At 58.2% G+C, this 18,308-nt stretch carries 19 protein-coding genes and 6 pseudogenes; 7 read left to right on the top strand and 18 right to left on the bottom strand.

The window, feature by feature from the left end:
* The first annotated feature begins 112 nt into the window (after nucleotides 1-112).
* Nucleotides 113-388: a hypothetical protein gene (locus QRQ56_RS26650; RefSeq protein ID WP_438744128.1), complete on the top strand. Its 276-nt coding sequence runs from the start codon at nucleotides 113-115 to the stop codon at nucleotides 386-388.
* Here the strand turns inward: QRQ56_RS26650 and tnpC are convergent.
* The 3 genes from tnpC to tnpA form a co-directional block, all read right to left on the bottom strand.
* Nucleotides 364-1,842, bottom strand: coding sequence for an IS66 family transposase (tnpC, locus tag QRQ56_RS26655; RefSeq protein WP_438744282.1), 1,479 nt, complete (start codon nucleotides 1,840-1,842; stop codon nucleotides 364-366). The genes QRQ56_RS26650 and tnpC overlap by 25 nt on opposite strands.
* A gap of 123 nt (nucleotides 1,843-1,965) precedes the next feature.
* Nucleotides 1,966-2,322, bottom strand: coding sequence for an IS66 family insertion sequence element accessory protein TnpB (gene tnpB, locus QRQ56_RS26660; protein ID WP_438744130.1), 357 nt, complete (start codon nucleotides 2,320-2,322; stop codon nucleotides 1,966-1,968).
* Nucleotides 2,319-2,750: an IS66-like element accessory protein TnpA gene (gene tnpA, locus QRQ56_RS26665; RefSeq protein WP_438744132.1), complete on the bottom strand. Its 432-nt coding sequence runs from the start codon at nucleotides 2,748-2,750 to the stop codon at nucleotides 2,319-2,321. Before tnpA ends, tnpB begins: the two co-directional genes overlap by 4 nt.
* A gap of 356 nt (nucleotides 2,751-3,106) precedes the next feature.
* On the opposite strand from tnpA, the gene QRQ56_RS26670 reads away from it, so the two are divergent.
* Both QRQ56_RS26670 and QRQ56_RS26675 read left to right on the top strand, forming a co-directional pair.
* Nucleotides 3,107-3,739: a hypothetical protein gene (locus QRQ56_RS26670; protein ID WP_438744133.1), complete on the top strand. Its 633-nt coding sequence runs from the start codon at nucleotides 3,107-3,109 to the stop codon at nucleotides 3,737-3,739.
* A gap of 412 nt (nucleotides 3,740-4,151) precedes the next feature.
* Entirely contained in the window at nucleotides 4,152-4,325 is a 174-nt protein-coding gene (locus QRQ56_RS26675; RefSeq protein ID WP_438744135.1) for a hypothetical protein, read from the top strand.
* A 406-nt stretch (nucleotides 4,326-4,731) separates the two neighbouring features.
* Here the strand turns inward: QRQ56_RS26675 and QRQ56_RS26680 are convergent, their stop codons facing one another.
* The 6 genes and pseudogenes from QRQ56_RS26680 to QRQ56_RS26705 form a co-directional block, all read right to left on the bottom strand.
* Nucleotides 4,732-5,130, bottom strand: a complete 399-nt coding sequence (locus QRQ56_RS26680) for a helix-turn-helix domain-containing protein (RefSeq protein WP_438744137.1) — start codon at nucleotides 5,128-5,130, stop codon at nucleotides 4,732-4,734.
* A 15-nt stretch (nucleotides 5,131-5,145) separates the two neighbouring features.
* Nucleotides 5,146-5,511: a hypothetical protein gene (locus tag QRQ56_RS26685; RefSeq protein WP_354112417.1), complete on the bottom strand. Its 366-nt coding sequence runs from the start codon at nucleotides 5,509-5,511 to the stop codon at nucleotides 5,146-5,148.
* 510 nt (nucleotides 5,512-6,021) lie between these two features.
* Nucleotides 6,022-6,305: pseudogene (locus tag QRQ56_RS26690) on the bottom strand (IS30 family transposase); the annotation flags it as partial.
* Nucleotides 6,306-6,419: 114 nt separating this feature from the next.
* Nucleotides 6,420-6,710 (bottom strand): annotated as a pseudogene (locus QRQ56_RS26695) (FAD-binding protein); the annotation flags it as partial.
* 58 nt (nucleotides 6,711-6,768) lie between these two features.
* Nucleotides 6,769-7,465, bottom strand: a pseudogene (locus tag QRQ56_RS26700) (ISAzo13-like element transposase-related protein); the annotation flags it as partial.
* Nucleotides 7,466-7,771: 306 nt separating this feature from the next.
* The gene (locus tag QRQ56_RS26705; protein ID WP_438744139.1) at nucleotides 7,772-8,056 is read right to left on the bottom strand and encodes a HipA N-terminal domain-containing protein; all 285 of its coding nucleotides are present in this window, start codon (nucleotides 8,054-8,056) and stop codon (nucleotides 7,772-7,774) included.
* A gap of 99 nt (nucleotides 8,057-8,155) precedes the next feature.
* Here QRQ56_RS26705 and QRQ56_RS26710 point away from each other — a divergent pair, with 99 nt between their 5' ends.
* Nucleotides 8,156-8,344: a hypothetical protein gene (locus tag QRQ56_RS26710; protein ID WP_438744141.1), complete on the top strand. Its 189-nt coding sequence runs from the start codon at nucleotides 8,156-8,158 to the stop codon at nucleotides 8,342-8,344.
* A 572-nt stretch (nucleotides 8,345-8,916) separates the two neighbouring features.
* Here the strand turns inward: QRQ56_RS26710 and QRQ56_RS26715 are convergent.
* From QRQ56_RS26715 to QRQ56_RS26735, 5 genes are all read right to left on the bottom strand, one after another.
* Nucleotides 8,917-9,249, bottom strand: a complete 333-nt coding sequence (locus QRQ56_RS26715; RefSeq protein ID WP_438744143.1) for a HipA N-terminal domain-containing protein — start codon at nucleotides 9,247-9,249, stop codon at nucleotides 8,917-8,919.
* Nucleotides 9,246-9,533, bottom strand: a complete 288-nt coding sequence (locus tag QRQ56_RS26720; RefSeq protein WP_231188961.1) for a helix-turn-helix domain-containing protein — start codon at nucleotides 9,531-9,533, stop codon at nucleotides 9,246-9,248. Before QRQ56_RS26720 ends, QRQ56_RS26715 begins: the two co-directional genes overlap by 4 nt.
* A 404-nt stretch (nucleotides 9,534-9,937) precedes the next feature.
* Nucleotides 9,938-10,279 carry a PilZ domain-containing protein gene (locus tag QRQ56_RS26725; RefSeq protein WP_438744146.1) on the bottom strand — a complete coding sequence of 114 codons (342 nt, stop codon included), beginning with the start codon at nucleotides 10,277-10,279 and terminating at the stop codon, nucleotides 9,938-9,940.
* Between the two features lie 1,382 nt (nucleotides 10,280-11,661).
* On the bottom strand, nucleotides 11,662-12,465 hold the full coding sequence (locus QRQ56_RS26730) for a phospholipase effector Tle1 domain-containing protein (RefSeq protein ID WP_438744148.1): 804 nt from the start codon (nucleotides 12,463-12,465) through the stop codon (nucleotides 11,662-11,664).
* Nucleotides 12,389-12,985: a phospholipase effector Tle1 domain-containing protein gene (locus QRQ56_RS26735; protein WP_438744150.1), complete on the bottom strand. Its 597-nt coding sequence runs from the start codon at nucleotides 12,983-12,985 to the stop codon at nucleotides 12,389-12,391. Before QRQ56_RS26735 ends, QRQ56_RS26730 begins: the two co-directional genes overlap by 77 nt.
* A gap of 55 nt (nucleotides 12,986-13,040) precedes the next feature.
* Between QRQ56_RS26735 and QRQ56_RS26740 the strand changes: the two genes are divergently transcribed.
* The 3 genes and pseudogenes from QRQ56_RS26740 to QRQ56_RS26750 all read left to right on the top strand — a co-directional run.
* Complete coding sequence (locus QRQ56_RS26740) at nucleotides 13,041-13,367, top strand: MarR family transcriptional regulator (protein WP_438744152.1); 327 nt, start codon at nucleotides 13,041-13,043, stop codon at nucleotides 13,365-13,367.
* Nucleotides 13,368-13,813: 446 nt separating this feature from the next.
* A pseudogene (locus QRQ56_RS26745) lies at nucleotides 13,814-15,016 on the top strand (diaminopropionate ammonia-lyase).
* Between the two features lie 178 nt (nucleotides 15,017-15,194).
* Nucleotides 15,195-15,320: pseudogene (locus QRQ56_RS26750) on the top strand (ATP-binding cassette domain-containing protein); the annotation flags it as partial.
* On the opposite strand, the gene QRQ56_RS26755 reads toward QRQ56_RS26750, so the two are convergent.
* The 4 genes and pseudogenes from QRQ56_RS26755 to bioD form a co-directional block, all read right to left on the bottom strand.
* Nucleotides 15,265-15,837, bottom strand: a complete 573-nt coding sequence (locus tag QRQ56_RS26755) for a GNAT family N-acetyltransferase (protein WP_438744154.1) — start codon at nucleotides 15,835-15,837, stop codon at nucleotides 15,265-15,267. The pseudogene QRQ56_RS26750 and the gene QRQ56_RS26755 sit on opposite strands and share 56 nt — an antisense overlap.
* A gap of 611 nt (nucleotides 15,838-16,448) precedes the next feature.
* Nucleotides 16,449-16,634, bottom strand: a complete 186-nt coding sequence (locus QRQ56_RS26760; protein ID WP_317245078.1) for a hypothetical protein — start codon at nucleotides 16,632-16,634, stop codon at nucleotides 16,449-16,451.
* A 576-nt stretch (nucleotides 16,635-17,210) separates the two neighbouring features.
* Nucleotides 17,211-17,491: pseudogene (locus QRQ56_RS26765) on the bottom strand (aminotransferase class III-fold pyridoxal phosphate-dependent enzyme); the annotation flags it as partial.
* Nucleotides 17,488-18,120 carry a dethiobiotin synthase gene (bioD, locus tag QRQ56_RS26770; protein ID WP_438744156.1) on the bottom strand — a complete coding sequence of 211 codons (633 nt, stop codon included), beginning with the start codon at nucleotides 18,118-18,120 and terminating at the stop codon, nucleotides 17,488-17,490. The gene bioD and the pseudogene QRQ56_RS26765, both read right to left, overlap by 4 nt.
* Between the last annotated feature and the right edge of the window lie 188 nt (nucleotides 18,121-18,308).

Raw genomic sequence — 18,308 nt, forward strand, 5'->3', positions numbered from 1 at the left:
AGCGCGTCAGTGGCCCCCGTAATCCCCGGCTCGGGTGCGCCGGCGAAGTTACCAAATACTGGCACACCCTTACGATCGCAATCGATGCGAGAAAGACGCCGGGGGGAAGTCCATGGCAGAACCAACGTTGGTCGGGCTGATCGGATACGTCGATCGGGATCGAAAGACCAAAGAGCAGACCCACATCATCACGATGGCGGGTCGCAGACTTTCCATTCCAAACGCGTCGCTTACATCGCAACATCCAATCGAGCCAGGCGCTGGCGGCACGGTGCGCTTCTTTCTCGCAAACGACGCCATCGTTTTGGCGGAGATGCTCGCCAACGACTTGCCCGAGGGCGAGACGCACGGTAAGCGTCGTTCTCAGGCCACGGCTTTGAGGGCTTGATCGCGGTAGGCCCAGGGCAGTAGCAGGTCGATGTCTCGGTTTGGATGTCCGTTGACGATCCTGGTCAGGACGTCGGTGAGGTAGGCGAGCGGATCGACGTCGTTGATCTTGCAGGTCTCGACCAGGGACGCGACGACGGCCCAATGCTCGGCGCCGCCGTCGGATCCTGCAAATAGTGCATTCTTACGGCAAAGTTTGATACCGCGGATCGATCGTTCGACGGTGTTGTTGTCGAGCTCGATCCGGCCGTCGTCAATGAAGCGCGTCAGTCCTTGCCAGCGCGAGAGGGCGTAGCGGATGGCATCGGCGAGCTTGATCTTCTGGCTGATGAGAGCCAGCTTGGCGCGCAACCAGGCCTCGAAGGCGTCGGCCAGAGGCCGGCTCTTCTGCTGCCGCACGAGGCGACGTTCCTCGGCGCTGCAGCCGCGGATCTCCTTCTCGATCGCATAGAATGCGGCGATGTGCTTGAGCGCCTCGCTCGCGATCGGAGCGGGGCCGGCTGTCGCGAGTTCGTAGAAGTTGCGCCGCATGTGCACCCAGCAGAAGGCGAGCTCCACCTCGCCACGTTCGGCAAGCTTTGGGTAGGCGTTGTAGCCATCGACCTGCAGGACGCCCTTGAAGCCGGCGAGATGGCTGAACAGCCGCTCGGCTTTGCGGTCGAGTGCATAGACGTAGGCGATGCCGGGCGGACCGAGGCCGCCCCAGGGCCTGTCGTCGGCGGCATAAGCCCAGAGCTGGCCGGTCTTGGTGCGCCCTCGACCGGGATCGAGCACCGGCACCGTCGTCTCGTCGGCGAACAGCTTGGATCTCGCGCGAAGCACAGTGAGAAGGCGCTCATGCAGCGGGCGCAGATGGAAGGCGGCATGCCCAACCCAGTCCGCCAGTGTCGATCGATCGAGAGCGATGCCCTGGCGGGCATAGATCTGGGTCTGCCGGTACAGCGGCAGGTGATCGGCATATTTGGACACCAGAACCTGGGCGACGGTTGCCTCCGTCGGCAGGCCGCCCTCGATCAGCCGGGCCGGAGCCTCGGCCTGCAGGACGCCATCTTCGCAGGCTCGACAGGCGTATTTGGGACGTCGGGTGACGACAACGCGGAACTGCGCCGGCACCATGTCCAGCCGCTCGCTCTTGTCTTCGCCGATCTGGTGCAGGTCGCCCTTGCAGCAGGGACAGGTTTTGGCGTCGAGGTCGACCACGACCTCGATCCGCGGCAGATGCGCCGGTAGTGCTCCGCGATTGACGCGGCGCTTGCGCGCCCGTTCGGTGCGACCTTCCGGAGCTGTCTCGTCCTGGCTGGCTTCCGTACAGGCTGCGACCTGTTGGACGTCCTCGAGGCCCAGCAGCATCTGCTCTTCCGGAAGCGACTCTGCCTTCCGGCCAAAGCGATGACGCTGCAGCTCCTTGATGATCTGGCGCAGCCGCTCGCTCTCATGCCGCTCGGCAAGCAGCATCGCCTTCAGCGTCTCTGGATCATCAGGAAGATTATCGCTCACAGGCAAATCACAGCATATTCGCGCCCGCCTGACGACGTGCTCGATGCCCCCTGATTCACTTCGCCGCAGCGCGGGCCACAATTATCCAGCTTGCGTCGGGACGATCGTTTCCCGTGCCGCGTGGACACGCCGCCAATCAAGCCCTTCGATCAGCGCCGAGAATTCCGCCGCCGACAAACGCATCACGCCATCCTCGATCTTCGGCCAGCGGAAGACGCCTTCCTCGAGCCGCTTGGCGAACAGGCACAAGCCCGTACCATCCCAGAAGATCAGCTTGATCCGGTCTGCCCGCTTGGCACGGAACACATAAACAGCACCCGAGAACGGATCGGCTTTCATGTGCTCGCGTACCAACATGGCAAGCCCCTCCATTCCCTTGCGGAAGTCGACCGGCTTGGTTGCCACCATCACCCGGACATTGCCGGACGGGCCGATCATCGGCTTGCCTTCAGCGCATGGACGATGGCCGCAATCAGCGCCACGTCCGCGCCTCGGCCGACCCGGATAGTGACGCCTTTGGCTTCGATCTCGATGCCCCCGACACCAGGCTTGGCCTTACGTCGCGCTGTCTTGCGCTCACGGCTAACAGCCGCGGCCGGTACCATGGCCTCTACCACCGCCGGTACAAACGGCGGATCGTCAGCCATCGACGTCGGCAACCGGCGTGCTTGCCGACGCCAGGTGAACACTTGTTGTGGGGCAAGCCCGTGTCGCCGGGCAACATCGGAAACGACGGCGCCTGGTACCAGCGTCTCCTCGACGATCCGCGCCTTGTCGTCCTTGGAGAACCAACGACGGCGTCCCGTCTCCGTGATCACTTCCAGCCGGCGCGCCGTCGCGTCCGACTTAAGCGTATGGTCAAGCATAGACACAAGCCGATCCCTTCAAAGAGATCGTGAAACTCACCTATCCAATGCGCCGCGAGAAGGTGGGAGCAGAACGACGCTTACGACGCACGGGTCATCCGATACGGCGCACGCGGCGGCTTGAGCTGCGTTCGGAGGTGGCGGCACTTGACGGCAACACGAGCGTCTCGACCGATACCGCATAGTTGGGCCGCTGTTGCGTCCGACCGTTGCCATTGTCGGGAGCATGGCCGACCCCCACGTTGGGACGGCGTGCGCAGCTTGTGGCCGCGTCGCGACCGGTTGTCATCGACTACTCTGCCTATCTGACAAGATACGCGGCGAGCATTAGACTTGAGCCTTCGGGCAATGTGCGCTTGGCGCTTGATGATCCGAACATCGACGCTTTGGATCAGGTTTGGACAGTCTGGTGCGACGGCCGCTGGCATTTGCGCACCGCGAGACGGAAGACCACGAGCGTCGACGGTATCTCGACATTCCAATGCGAATTCTTCTGGACGGGCTTCCTGGCGCTCTTACCGCCGAACACAGTCTGGTACAACGACTGGCGCGCCGACGATGCGGCCGACCACAATCTGTTGCAGCTGCGCGTCGCAACCGAGCTGGGGTTCGCCATTCTCGACACGCTGGTCTCCTCCTCGGCCGAGGAGGTCGCCGCCTTCGCGCCACTGCACGGCAAGTTGCCTTCAAGAGCTTCGGCGGCTCGCGCCGATACTGGCGTCCGACTGCCATCTACTCCTCGAATGCGATCGCGGCGCTATGGAAAGACGGCAGCTATGCTGGCAGGTACGCAGACCCTGGTCACCATCAACGATGACAATTTCTCGCTGCAGGGCAAAGGGTTTCACGAGTTGCTCCGTCGAATGGGCGATGAAGGATATGAGGCGATCTCGTTCACGGAGATGCGGATGGAGATGCCCGCAAGCCGCGACACATCGCAGGTGGTCATGCGACCGATACGCCGAGGCGTACCATGTCCACGCGACTAAGTTTTGGCGTGTTCGGGCGACGCGCATGCCGCCGCGTGTCGAAAAACAAAGCTCAGGTCGCCTCGATCTTGGGCGCTGACCTGCGGACGGCAGGCCCTGGCTAGATTGCGTGAAGAGCGTCCACAAACAGGCGGACATTAGTTTTAAATACATTGTCGAGGACGCGTTTGAGGCGCCTTGCAAAGCCTTGGTGGACCATCATGGCCTGATGGAAGCGTATGAGCGTATGTTTCGCGGAATTTCGTGCAGTGCAGGTACGACGCACCGCAACGATCACGGTCATGAGTTTGAGGAAGAGATGGGATGTCACAACCACCTATCATTTTGATAACGTCGCGATCCAGCGAGGCCGTTTCGACCGTAAGGCACCAACGAGCATGACATCGTAGCCGCAATTGATGCTGCGGTCGCCGTGCTGTTGAAACGCCCCTCCCCGTCGGCCTTCAATGTCGCCACCAAAGCTGAAGCGCTGTTGTTGCTGGCGCATCTGATTGGCGATCTACACCACGCGGCCTTCTGGTTGCAGGTTCGCGTCAGCCTGGCCCGCGGAGCTATCATCGGCTTAGCGCAGTTCTGGCTTTGGTGAGAAACATGCCGCAACAACTACCGCGCGCAGATGCCGACCAGTGTTCTGAACGCACGCTTCATTGGGGGAACGCTGCATTAAGTTCCGCCCAAGAGATCAGCGAGGCCTCGAATGATGGCAATCAAGAAGCTTATGAACATTAGCACTAGCCCAAGTGTGGTCCACACTATGTCGGCCAGCTTGGGGGACTCAATTTTCTGACGGATTGAACCTTCGACAGACGCCTTCAGCCTGCCAAGCCGTCCTGTTGCCTCGACTCGCTCGAGTTTCGATCTGTGAGCGCGCAGCCAAAAATCTCTGAACCACGGCACGGCGATACATACTGGACTCGCGGCGCCGAGCACGTCTTTGAAAGCGTCCCACCAAGAGTACGCCATGTATCTCAGGCTCTCATCGACGGATCAGACTAAACAGCCATTGGCATGTGCGCCGCGAGTTCTAGGTCATCGCTAGAGGCAGCAACGCCAAGCGTCTTGCCGCATGCAACCGAAATTCGTTCCATCAGATCCCAAGTTGGCCCCTGGGTCCCGACTCCCGATTCGATTTCGCTAATTCGAGCCTGGCTAATACCCAACTTATCCGCCAATTGTGACTGAGAGAATCTGGCATCCTTGCGCATGGCCCGAACTAGTTGCCCAGCACGCATTGCCGCACTCGACAGTTCCTTTTCAGCTGCAAGGCTTGCATCAGCTCTTTCGATTCTTTCGACCAGATCAGCAAGCGAACGACCACGCCCCTTACTGCTAACCTCAGCAACGGCTCGCACTCTACGTTTGTGACTTTTGTCGATTTTGAGTTTGACCATTGCGGCCTCCACTCTTCATACGAACCAAACTGAAGCTCGCGCATTCAGTATTCCGGTCTTCAAAGCGTTATAATCGCCGCCATTCCAGGAAGACCCTCCAGCGTACATCGGCACGCCATGCTCAGCCGCGAGCATTAGCGTTACCGTCACATCGCCATCATCATCAATTTCGACAGCAAAGATCGCAAACTTAGCCGCCGCGGAAGCATGGAACATCTCCACGCCTCTATACGTATAGAAGGGCAGCAGATCCCTGCTATCCACCGATCCGCTGTGGACTTTCTGAAGGTAGAGCAGGATCTCGCAAGCGAAATTGTGCCCAAGTTGCTCCAACTCATCGGCCGCGTCTCCCAATCCGGGATCCTCGAACGAAACAAGCATATAGGGAATTCCTTATATTCTGTCAACCCCGAATCAACGGTGAATGTTGGAAAAAAGAAGCTATAGATGCAGTCGACGCCATGATGCAACTATAACGCGCAAACTGGAACTGTGAAGACCGGGAAGCCTCAGAAATAAGGGATTTTACCGGGCGAACGAAGACACTTCCGGCGCTCATGACCGTTGGGTCGCAGTCCTGCCGGGACTTTACCAATGGTCATATATTTACAGCAGAATCGGAACCCTAACGTTCGCTTCGCTTCTAACACCAGACCTTCAACAGCCGGCGCGGCATGATCGAAAGACCAAGAACGGGCAAAAGAGAGCCCATGAATTGAGAAGACCCGTAGAAGAAGAGCATGAGTCGCTTCTCGGCACTGCAGACACAATCGGCGGAGCCAATAACGACTCGCACGCCCTGGCGGGCGCGGCGGCCTGGCTTGATCGGATGCATTTTTGCTGCCCAGAAGATTCGCCGAGGCGGCCGATGACGGCCGAACCGTTAGGCGGGATACCCGCATCGATCATGAGACGATCGTGCTGAGCCATTTCGGCTCCCTGATCCCAGGTTACCGAGCGACGCAGCTCTTGGGGCAAGGTGATGACGGTGCGCCGTGATAGCGTCGCGCACGGCTTCGGCCCCGTGTCCAGCGAGCGCAGGTCCGTTTTCACCCGCGGAGCTTCGCCATGCGCGCCAACCGGGGAAGGTGCAATAGCATCGTGAAGCGCGTCGTGCGCTCGACTAGCATGGTACAGCCCTCCGCGGTCGGGATGTAGGTGATATCAGCGAGCCAGACGCGGTTCGGAGCATCCGCCGTGACGTCGCGTGCGATCAGGTTTCGGTGCGATCACCGGCGCGGCGGCGCCATCGTGGCGCGGATACCGTGTCATTGCATCATCCGCTCGACCTGCGCTGCCATCAGATAGCCATCGCCGGTCAGAACATTCGATCCCAGGATCTTGCTAAGGAGCGCACAGCCGCCGGTCGCAATTACGACCGCCTCGGCGCGCACGGTCCAGCAATCATGCTTCTGCCGGCGCAGGCCGCTGGCGCCAGCAACGGCGCCATTGTCGTCCACGAGCAGTTCGAGCGCAGGACTATGATCTAAAATGGTGACGCTAGCCTGCTTGGTCCTCTTGCGCATCAGGCGCATGTATTCCGGCCCTTGCAGCGACCTACGCCGCGACTTGCCCAGGTCATCGTGAGAGACCCCCAATCGGCGAGATATCTCCTTTTGTCCAGCTCGGCGCACACCTGAGGCCGGCATCTGTTGTCGTCGAGGCGATCAGCTGGACGATCGTGCGATAGCTACGCGGTGGCTTTCCCCGCCAGTGATGGTGATGAAGGAGAAGAGACGATGCTCGATCTTGTTCCACTTGATGGTGCCGCGCGGCAGGTGGCAAACCGTGATCGGCAACTTGAGCTCTCCGCCAGTTTGAAGCTCGACCTGCCACAGGCGCACACAAGATCCCGTTGCTGCCGCCGGCCTCAGCCGTGATCATCGGGCGTTTGACTGTCGGATGACACTTCTATCGTTCGCCACCATCGGCGGATCGCATTGACCGCGAAGCTGGCGGTGTCGTGGTCCGTGCCGACTCTGACCCAGCCGACATTATTGATAATGCCGTACATGCGGTACGGCACGGCGCGGTTTAGCTTGGGACCGATAAAGTCTTGAATGTTGACGAGCTCAGGCCTGCCCTGGCGACGCCATTCCCGGCCGTTGTTCTTGAAATTGCGTACCAGTTCCTTCTTCTTCGTGTCGACCCATATGACCGGTTCGTTCGCCGCAAGGAACGTCCTGGCCTGCGTGTTGATGAATTGAAACTGCGCGTCGCGATCGATGTGTTGGCCGCCTTCTCGGGTCTTGTTGTTCGCTTGCAGGCTGTAGCCGATGCCGCGCAGAAGCTCGCTGACAACAGTCGGGCGAACCTTATGACCCTCCTTCGCCAGCTCGTCACGAGGTTACGCAGGCTGCGGGTCGTCGACGATAATGGCTGCATTGTATTGCCCCGCGTCACCGTTCGACCAGACGCTTGAGATTGGCCGCGAGGGTTGGATCCCGGGATGACTTCTTCTTGTGCCCGCCGCCCGCCTTACGGACGCGTCCAGCCGGAACCGCCACGTTGTCGCGAATGTCAGAAAGTCCATGATAAATCGCTCGACCGCGCCAATCCGCTGATCCGGAGATCAAGCTGACCCCGCCGTGTCCCAGCGCTTTCGCCTCCAGGGCGACAAAGCGCCGGAGGCTCTGTTCATTCAGAACAGGGACCATCTCCCGATAGCGCTTCCGCGCGGCGCGCGCCTGAACGGCTCGACGTGGGTTTGCTTGTCGCGAAGCCAGCCCTCGGGGCCGAGATGCTGAAAGATGGGGTGCAACCCTTGCTTCCATTCATGCTCGCGGCGACTGACGGGAAAGCAGCAGGCGATGTCGGTGTTCCAGTCGGCCTTATAGGTGAAGCGCGAACCTCCGGTGGCGGTTTCTCCACGGCCGGCGACCTGATTGTAAGGATCTTGTCCTCGGCGGAGAAGGTTTTGATCCATTTGCCGATAGGGCTGTGTCGATATTTTCAACGATCTTGGGTTGCAATTGGATGAGGTCCGGTTAGGGTTGAGAAGGTCAGGCGACCCCGGAGATGCGAAATGTCCGATGCCCCTCAGCAGACCATGCCGGGCCACGAACAGGTCCTTCAGTTCGCGCGCTGCGAGCTCGAGTACCGCCGCAAGAAGCAGTGGGACATCTTTTCCTGGGTGGTCACGATCCTGGTGTCGGTAATCGGCGGGATTGCCGCCTTGACCTGGAAAGGGGAAATCAAGCCTAATCCTATCTAGCGCTACATGATGGCTGCCGCGCTCGCCGTCCTCACGGTGTACGCGATTGTCTGGATACGCGAGAACCATGAAGCAGAGAAGCACGCGGACAAAGCCGTCAGAGCATTGCTTCGTGACAAAGGGATTGAGGTGGATGTGTTCAGAAAGTCCAGCTCATTTCCCTTGGGTTACGTTGGGGTCGTATTGCTAATCGGCAGCGCAGCAGTGATTACGGTTCTGTTTGTAAGCAAGTCAGCGTAGTCAGCCGCGACAGGTTATCTTTGTCCAGCCTTAGACGAGCCGTCAGCGCGGGAGGCAGACCTACATGTGGCCGGGGGCGTGTGTGCCGGCCGAACTTGAGTGGCTGCGAACGAAGACACCGCTACGGCCGCTCCCCATGAGGGCATACGCGACAAGCCGGGCCATTCGTCCGTGCAAGGCAAAGCTTACCGCGCAAAGCTGTATTCAGCAGCTGCGTGCGTTTTGTGACGCCAGCGGCGTGGCGGTGCGGCCACGTGTTTAGGGGCGTTGTAGGAAAGATACCGGTGGCGCCGGGGTGGAGCTAGTCTTTCTTCTCGGACTGCTTTTCTTTTTCAGGCTGCTTCTTGAGCTTTTCCCGGAACGGCACCCGCGCAGTCCTCGCTGACATGGGAAATAAGGGCAAACACGTTGCGCGCGGACACCTGAAATCTTCGGGCCCACCGTTCCAGCACGCGCTCGTTGTCGGGCAGTAGTCCCCAGAGGAAGGCCTGCACGGCGGAAGGACCGTGCTCTTCGGCCGCGAGCGGCATGGACAGCGATAGCGGATAGGCTCCCTCGGCCCGGCGCCAGTCCTTGTCATAGACAAGGCTGAGCCGGCCGCGGGCGTCATTGCGCACGCGGCCGATTTTCCGATCATCGAGCAGAGCAACAGGTTCGCCCGTCATGCCCTTTTTTTCCTGGCCTTGGCCACGATGGCGTTGATATCGACGGCTGGCCTGGTGGTCCCGCGGGCTGGCGTTTGTTCGGTGCCCGCATCCAGGCGGATGTCCAGGGCGTCGAGAGCGCGAAGGATCAGCCCGAGCTCAGCGCGCGGGTGACCGTGCTCAACCTCGATCACCCATTGGCGGCTGACGCCAATGCTCTTGGCAAACGTCGATTGATCGAGTTTGAGCTTCTTGCGCCGGTCGCGAAGGATGGCGCCGAGTTCGGCCGGTGTGCGTATGAGCATGGGACATCCAAATGTCTACGTTCGCTTACTTTAGCATAAGTCGGCGTTCGTTGACAATTTGTGAATGTCAGCGATCGATGACAAAGTTAAATGTCATCAAATGCTGACTCAGTGCCCAACTGTTCGAAGCAGGTAGTCCGCATTTGCGGCGATGTGGCGTGTTCCGGAACGATTATACCGCTGCAGCGCTACGGGGAGCACTACGTCCTGAGACCGCTGCACGGCATGTTCTCGGGCGCCGTTCAGGCAATCGCATAAGGGTTCGATACCCGGGATGGACCGCCCTACAATGAGAACGCAGATGAGGGGCATCGCTGCTGCCAGGTAGCGTCGATTCAGGAGTGAGTTGGGAGGACGACCCTCCTCATTGAATCAATTCGAACCGGATTTGGTTTCTCTGGCAATTAGCCCGGGCGAATATTCCGGTTGGTTACAAATTGGACCCCGATTTCCGAGCCGTCCAGTCGAATCAACTTGCATCGCCGTAATCCGACGGTTGAAAGCAGCAGGAAGAACTGGCGAGCTTTGAGCACGTCTGTCGATCCATGCATTCGAAGGCGTGCTCCGGTGTCGGAAACGTCGATGAGAATGCAATCGCGCCGCCACGTGCCGTCTAGACCTAAAAGGGTTGCCCGGTACTCGTGCTCGAAGTGAACGCGCTTTGATTTTCGCTTATCCCACATCCAATGGCTTTCAGTCCAGACCGGGCGAAGCGGAGTCAAATTGCTCCTCATCTGGCCTCGCATCTGCAATCAAATGAAAATGACAACTACCAAGAGGCAAAATATCTGTCGGCTTGAAAGGATAGCAAAGATACTGAAAGCGGACGCAGCTCTCGCCACCACTTTCCGAAGATGGTTCGTGCGGGTTTGAGCGACGTAGTTGGAGAAGCTCCGGGACAACAGCGATTGACGTCTACAAAGATGGCAACACGACCGACCAACTCACTTTACGTGAAGACGAGCGGAAGCAGAGTTGCGCAACTCCAGGTGCCGTCGGCACCAGAAGCTGCTGCTGACAAGATCAACAATGCCCATGACCGAGCTCAATTTTGGCGAGGAGTAGAGATCAGGTAATCCTCGGTTCGCCGGCTCATCATGAAAGATTATTCAAATACGGCGCATAATTCCTGCTGGTCTCCCAATGGGCCGCTGGTTTCCAGCACGATCAGCGAGCAGTGCGCCGCATTCCCGCACCGTTCAACCCTGTGGCGCGTACGGGGAAGCGATCGCTATCGGCAGTAGAGTAGAGCACCTGCGTTCAGATGCAGAGCAGGACTGTCGAACGCGGCGACGTCTTGGGCGCGGCACAATCGCGACGCGAAGCCCATCTGGCTTCGTAAACAACTAGGCTGATGCCGTCCAATTTGAGCGCCGATTGCTACTACTCACTTTCGATCGCCCTCTGCGCGCAATGGACGCCTCTACAGTAGTCTTGGCACGGGCGAAAGATCATAGGTCTGAAATCGTTTTTGACTTCACAAGTGGCGAGTCCGGCTTTTGATTCTGGCGGTCCCCAAGTAAGGGCTTTTATCTCGAACAGGGTTTGAGGTAACTTCAAGAGGCCGCTGTCCCCCGCCAGCAGTGTCGTCGGGAGAGTTCGTTCGATGCCAATCCAAGTATGGGCTCTCGCCACGTCAATCGGTTGGACATTGGTCGTGGCGGCGATCCTGCTCTGCTTGATCTTCAGCCCTGGCTAATCCGGCGCCTTACGAGGGGCGAGACGCCTAACCGTCGTGATTGCGCAGCCGTGTCCACCGGAGCGCCGGGTGAATGGGGTGGGCAAGAGTATGGTATGCGCGACTTGGCACTCTCATGAACATCGCCAATGGATGAAAGTTCGGCAGGTCAATGACCTTGCGAGCAAACCAACGACCGTCAGCAATCCTATTCAACGCAACCATTCGTAACGCCATTTGTGCAGCCTTTTGTATTTAGGCCGCGCAAATCCTCGTGGTGTATCAATAAGATGCTGAGAACGCGCGGAGTTATCCGCAGCCTTGGTACAGTTGGGTGGGCTCAAACCACCTACATCCTGTTCCACAGATTTAGGCCCTTCATTTTCAAATAGGCGACTGCCGATTCGAATTCGGCTGCCAGTATTAGTTTTGGACCAAATTAGGCGAACCCTATTGGTCGGGCACCGATATGCGAGGATCGTCAGCCCGTACGGAAGTCTGCAGCTGAGCAGGATCAACGTTCCTGCGCCGTGACCACTCGACGAGGTTCTGTGGACGATATTTTGGGTCGGCGCGCCACCTTTGAAAGACACTGACATCGATCGTCTCGTTGACATTGGTGTGAGTGCCATTATCACGGACCTCGGGCTCTGGGCCGATAGGCCTGTAAAGAGCAGGTGTGACACGCGCGTAGAACCCCTCGGCGAATGAGTGATACGAATCCATGACCGGCGCCTTCAGGGCATCTCCATCGAGCGTGACTTCTGAACGGAACGAAAGCCCGGGCAATTCCGCCTTCTGCATCAACCAGCGCAGCGGAGCCTGATTGAGCAGATCGTCTTCATAGCCGCCTCCGACATTGGCATGGGCACCCACAAACCATCGTTGTTCAACGGCGGCAAGCGGGCGCATCGGCGGCCCTTTTCCATCTTTGGTGTGATGAATGGTCCACAGCGTGGGAGCGAAGTCGTTACGGTGCTCATCGATAGCGAGTGCGTGGTACCCGTTTTGGATTGGCAGGAACAATCCCGTTTGCAGATAGCCAAATTGTGAGCGGCTAATGTGCGGAATATCCCGCGCGGCCAAACCAACCGATCCGACCGTATCCCACACGCCGACCACCTTAACTTTGGCGGGTTGTGAATATCTGAGTAGGGAATGTTCCTCGGGTGTTAGCTTACTTGCGTCTCCCGCCGCTTCTTTGTCCTTCAGTGTCCAGATGCTCTCTTCGTTGCCCTTCTGGTAGCGAGCCAAACAGTTGACCAAGGCCGACAGGTGAGCCCGCTTTCAGGACGCCTTCGAGCGCGACAAGTCCAGCCAGACTTCTGGCGGTAAAGGCACCGCGGCTGAATCCGAAAATGTAGATTTCGTCGCCATCATTATAGTTTTCGACAAGCCACTCGTAAGCCAGTCGGATATTTTCATCCAGCCCCTGGCCGAACACGCCGCCAAGAAAACCATTCACCCCGGTCTCGTAATAGACCATCTGGGGTTTGTCATCTTTGCCTTTACCTGCGCACAGCGCCCGCATGCGCCAAACGTTCGTGTTGCTGTCAATGCTATTCCATGTGCCGTCGAGGAAAATCACGAGGCGCTTTTGTTGCTGTTCTGCGCCTGCAAAGGTCGGCTGACCGCAACTTTTCTCGGCAGGGCGCACCCAGATCCAGCCGATGGCCGCGATGGCAAGCAAGCCGGCGAGCCAGTGCGCTCCTCTCTCGATCAACCGCCAGAGTCTAGAGTGAAAGAACCCGACAATCGCAGAGCGGATAGCCATGATGTGACTCCGAGTTTCATTCAGCCCGCGTCCGTGGGAGATCAGATCGATCCATTTGTGTCTGGAGGAACTTCGCCAGTTCCGCGGCGATGTACTTGGGATTACTGGGCCACGGTGGATGATCTTGATGGCCTTAACGGAGTTGGACAGAGAAGGCGGTGTCCCGGTCAACGTCGTGGCCAAATTGATGCACGTTGAGCCTTCGTTCGTTACGAGCCAATCAAAGCTGCTCGAGAAAAACGGCTTCCTGCGGCGCAAGCCCTGCGCACGCGATGGCCGGGTCGCAAAGATGTCGCTGACTGACAAGACTTTCAAGCATCTCGCGAGCGTCGCGGCACAACAGGAAGCACTCGATGAATTTGTTTTTGGATATCGGCAGTAGCGAATTGACCGAGTTCGCTGATAGGCTCACAGCACCCAGGAATCGCCTAAAGAAAACTCGCTTGAAAGTCGCTCTGGAGTTCTTAGGACCAAAAACAAAAAACTTTCGAAAATTGTGCCTTGCTCATGTCTAATCAATTTCCCATGTTCAAGATTTTCTTAAAGAACAGTGGGGAAGGTGGTTGTGGTCGGTCTTCACGACCGAAGGCCCGCTGGTTGTGACAGGTTCACGAAGCAGCCGATCCGCTGCCAAGTATGACGCCAATAGAGCGATTTTTCTATGCTGCAGAACGCGCCGTATCGTTTGCGACTTTCGGCTCGAGGGTCCAAGCTGATCAAGGAGCTCTCCCTCGGGTATGAATCTTGCAAAAAATGATTCCAGAAGGCGGAACTTTATTTTCCTAACTGAAGTATTCCATGCAAAGCGCTCCCGAGAAAAGCCAAACCATGTTTCTCCTCAAACAGCCCATCGACCATCGCACGCCCCTCGATGCCTCGGACGCCGACACGTTGAGCCTCGAAGCAGCTCAGGAGGTCGAGCGGCTTCTCAACCATCGCGATGGTCACAAGGAAACCCTCTTATTTCTTTGCCAGGCTCTGCCCGCGAGATTGGAGTGGGTTCGATCCATCTAAAGGACGAAGGCCAACGTCTCGGGCTTGGGAGTTTCAAAGCCTAAAGGCGGTTCTATGCAGTGAAGGCCCTGGTGCTCGAGGAAGCAACTCGGCAGCTCGGTCGCCATCTTGACGCGTCCGAGCTGCACACAGCTGAAGTAAAGACCGTGGCAAGACGTATGACGGTCTCTTGCGCCACGGATGGCAACCATGGCAGATCAGTTGCCCAAGGTGCCCAGCTCGTTGGCGCAAAATGCGTCATCTTCGTTCATTCAGGCGTGAGCAACGAGCGCATCGCCGCCATCGCCCGCTTTGGCGCGCAGATGATCCGTGTCGACGGCAACTATGACGATTCTGTCGTCCAAGCATCGCGAGTTGCGGCACAAGAAGGTTGGATCACAGTGTCTGACACGTCCTGGCCCGGCTATGAGCGGATCCCACGTTTTGTAATGCGGGGATATACCGCACTTGTGAGCGAAGCACTACGCCAGTTGCCGGAGCCGCCGACGCACGTCTTCCTCCAGGCAGGCGTCGGTGGCATCGCCGCAGCCGTTGCTGGACATCTATCAATTCTGTTGGGCGACACCGCCCCTTCTTCAAAGTTGTCGATCCCTCGCGGGCAGCATGCCTCTTCGAAAGCGCGCGCGCCGGTCATCCTGTCAAGGTAGATCATGGGCAAGCGACCGTGATGGCGATGCTCGAATGCTACGAGCCTTCGCTTGTCGCTTGGCGCATCCTTTCGCACGGCGGATGCTTTTATGACTGTCGACGACGAGGACGCAATCAGCGTGATGAAACGACTGGCAAACCCGAGGATGGCGATCCCGTTGTCGTTGCAGGCGAAAATGGTGTGTTGGCCTCGCAGCATTACTGAAGGCTGCTTCTGACCTGACCTTGCGTGGCAAGGTCGGTCTTGGACCCAATGCACGGGTCTTTCTGATCAACACCGAGGGCGCGACAGATCCTCTCCTGTACGAACAGCTCATCGGTGCGACGCCAGCGCAAGTGACCTCGAAGAATATTAAACCGGTCAACTGATGGGGCGAGCTCGTGAGCCTTTCGTAAGCCCGTCCCATCCGTACGCCTTGGGACACTGGCCAGCGTTCCGCCCTTACAGAAGGCTCATCGCCGCGCAGGGGTTCATGTCCCTTCGAGCTGGGCACGCGGATTGGCTCACTCACAATGAGGGGTTTGAGATGCGCCGGTTCTCTCTGACTTGTCGGTCGGACTCAAACCCGGCACTACAAACTTCATCGCGGGTCAATCGGGCGCCGGCAAATCGACGCTCACGCAAATCTCGCAGAAGTCGAATCCGAGCGAAAGCGGCTCAGTGCGCGTTGCTGCCGAGGATCTAACCGCGAGCTGCCCGCAGCATCACGTTTCGCACGTTGACCAGGTAAGCCGTGTAACGGCAACTTGAGGCGTGGGCCGATCTCTGCAAAACCGGCCTTCAGGTATAATGCTGAGTTGGGGCTACGGCTCCACATTGGTTGCCTCGGCGCCCCCACTTCGAGCTGGCCCCAGCCTTTTACCGTCCCTAGGCCCACCGCAGCCTCAATGAGACGCATCGCGACCCCAGACGACCGCTGATCCGGCACCACGTAGAGTTCGGTGATAATACCGTAGGTTCCGCCCGCAAAAAGGGCGGCGCTTTCCGACAACATAATGAGGCCGACCGGGCGTGACTCCGTGAAGGCCAAAAACCCATGGACGCGCTCTTTCATGGCCAAGAGGTCGACAACGAGCTGGGTATCTGGTCCGCCCTGCTTTTGTCCGCCCTCAAGTTCGGCACGTAGGGCGGCAACCATGTGAGTCACCGTTGTAGCGTCGCCGTTAGAGACTTCACGCGTGGTCACCATGTCACATCCTCCGTCAAGTTTTACCAATGTACGACCTGGTCCAGCGGCGGCATCGGGGCAGGAGCCTGCCGCAGCACCGGATCCAAAACAGATATGCCGCAGGGTTGAAGGTCAGATGACGTTTAGTTCACACCGCGGTGATAGCGTCTTTGTGTCGCTCCTAGCTAAGCTAAAATATCTGGGAAACTCGAAAGATAACTTGCCGAACATCGTGATGATCGCACGGAGCAGTCTCTTCTTCTTTGGACTTGCGTGTCGCCCAACATCGGGCGGATCGTGTTCATGCGCGGACGTTACAGGAGCGAGGCTAACCGCTTGCGAACAGGCTCACGGATTAGGGTCTACTCTCCCCCCTCGTAGAAAGCTCGAACGGCAGGCCGACCAGCGATTTGCCGGATCCAGTCTCGATCAATCACATTTGACGGTCCCATGACGTGGTTGCGCGCGTGGCGGAAAACACGCTCATCCGTCCGCGGGAATAATTGAATTACTCGCCTTGTCGAAGCTGTTGTTGGGGATCATGAGCGTCCCTACCGCCGTCATTGCTGGCATCTATGCTCTCAGAGAATCGTGGAACACGCGAGTCCATGGCACACTGTTTTCGGTAGTGTTTAGATAATCAGTTTTTCTAATTTCTCATCAGACGCGCCATTTGTTGCCGCGCCGATGAAGAACATCACGGACGCCCGACGAACGCGTGCAACTTGGTCGTTGAGCTCGCGATTGAGGCCGGCTTCTCTCGTGTTCTTCGAATAGACAACATCCCGTCCTGATGAGCCAGGTTCACCGCCTGCCATCGCATTGCCGTTAAATGCTTTGAGAGCATCGTCGGGCCGTATCGCGCGAGACGTTTCTATCGTTCACTTGGATCACTTTACGATCTGTTTGTTGAAAGACTGTTCTATGCTTGCCGACACGCGCTACTCCGTGAGAACGTCGCGGAAGATCGCTCAGGCATAAGCGGCAGGCTTCTGCCATCCCAAAATCAGGAAGTGCTGCACGAGGACGCTTCGTAGCGGCTATGCGCGCCTACCACTCCTGTCGGCGCGTAAACGGCACGGATGAGGCAGACGTCTGAAGTGACTTACGTCACTTTCCTACATTCCTATGACGGGAGCTTGCCGGCTCAGGCGCGATTCCGCCTTCATCATTGCACCGGCCAGCATGAAGGACGGCTTAGTTGGTTCGGGATTATATCCAATCTGCGCCATCGTGACATTCCGCCATCAAGGCGTATCGGCATTCCTCTGCAGCGGCGCCGTCGGAACGATGTTGAACGACGTGATAGCCATTGTCATGCAGGTACCGTAGGAAGGCGGGCTTCATCGCGGCGGTATGTGCCTTGGCGTCGTGAAGCAGAATGATCCCCCTGCGAGCTTCAAGAGTTGCGCAGCAAGCTCCTCCGCCGGTTCGTGGGTGTAGCCTGCGAAGATGATCTGGTTGAGCTTGCCTGCCTGTTCCTGGTTGGCGCTGACGATATGTGGAATGCAGTGACCGTAGGTCACCACCCACCAGGATGATATACATCGATAATTCGGCGACCGTCAGCGGCGCGGAGATAAGCGCCATCTCCCCGCACAACTTTTGTCATCTCCTCTTGGAGCGCGTGTTGTGTGAACGGGTGCCAGATCGGCGACTTCGGCTTCGTCGTCATTGCTTGAATTGATCAGCATGAAAAGCGGTTTTGAACGGGGCCTGCAGCGTGTCTGCCGCGAGGGGAGACAGCCAGGGCAATCGCCCTAGCCAACGCGCCCGCCCAATCTCGCGAATCGCGATCTGGGTCTCAGGATTGGGTTCCCCAATGAAGGCTATCCCAAGAATGGGGATCTGGCGTTTTCGCAGAGCCTCTATCGACAGCAACGAATGATTAATGGTGCCAAGTGCCGTGCTCGCGCAAAGCACGATTGGAAGTCGCCATCGCTCGAACACATCAATGTAGAGTGTATCGCCCCTGAGCGGCACCATCAGGCCGCCAGCGCCCTCAATCATCAACGGTCGCTCCCCGGTGTCTGGCACATTGAGCGAATCTGGCTCAATGCGAACTCCGTCAATTTCAGCGGACTGACGTGGCGAAACGGGAGTGCGAAGTCGGTAAAGCTCCGGCATGATGCGATCGGGCGAGAGACCGCCGAGCCGCGCGACAAGTTCGGCATCAGTCTCTCCTTCGAGACCGGCCTGAATCGGTCTCCAATAGTTGGCGCCAAGGAGATCGGCGAGCCCCGCGGAAAACACCGTTTTTCCGATTCCGGTGTCTGTGCCTGTCACCACGATCCGCTGACTCATCGAGCTTCACCTCTCGTCTCTTCAATAAACGCGCCGAGCCCTGAACGCACCTTGTCCGCTCCGACCTTGGTCGGCCGGAAGTTTTCATCTTTGCGTCCTATGTTGCCCGGACTCTGAGCCGAATTTCCGCAATGCTGGGCAGCTCGTTGCCGAATTCCGCAGCTAATCAGGAGATTGCAAAGCTTTCA

This window comes from Bradyrhizobium sp. U531, from assembly GCF_051710265.1.
Lineage (GTDB): Bacteria > Pseudomonadota > Alphaproteobacteria > Rhizobiales > Xanthobacteraceae > Bradyrhizobium.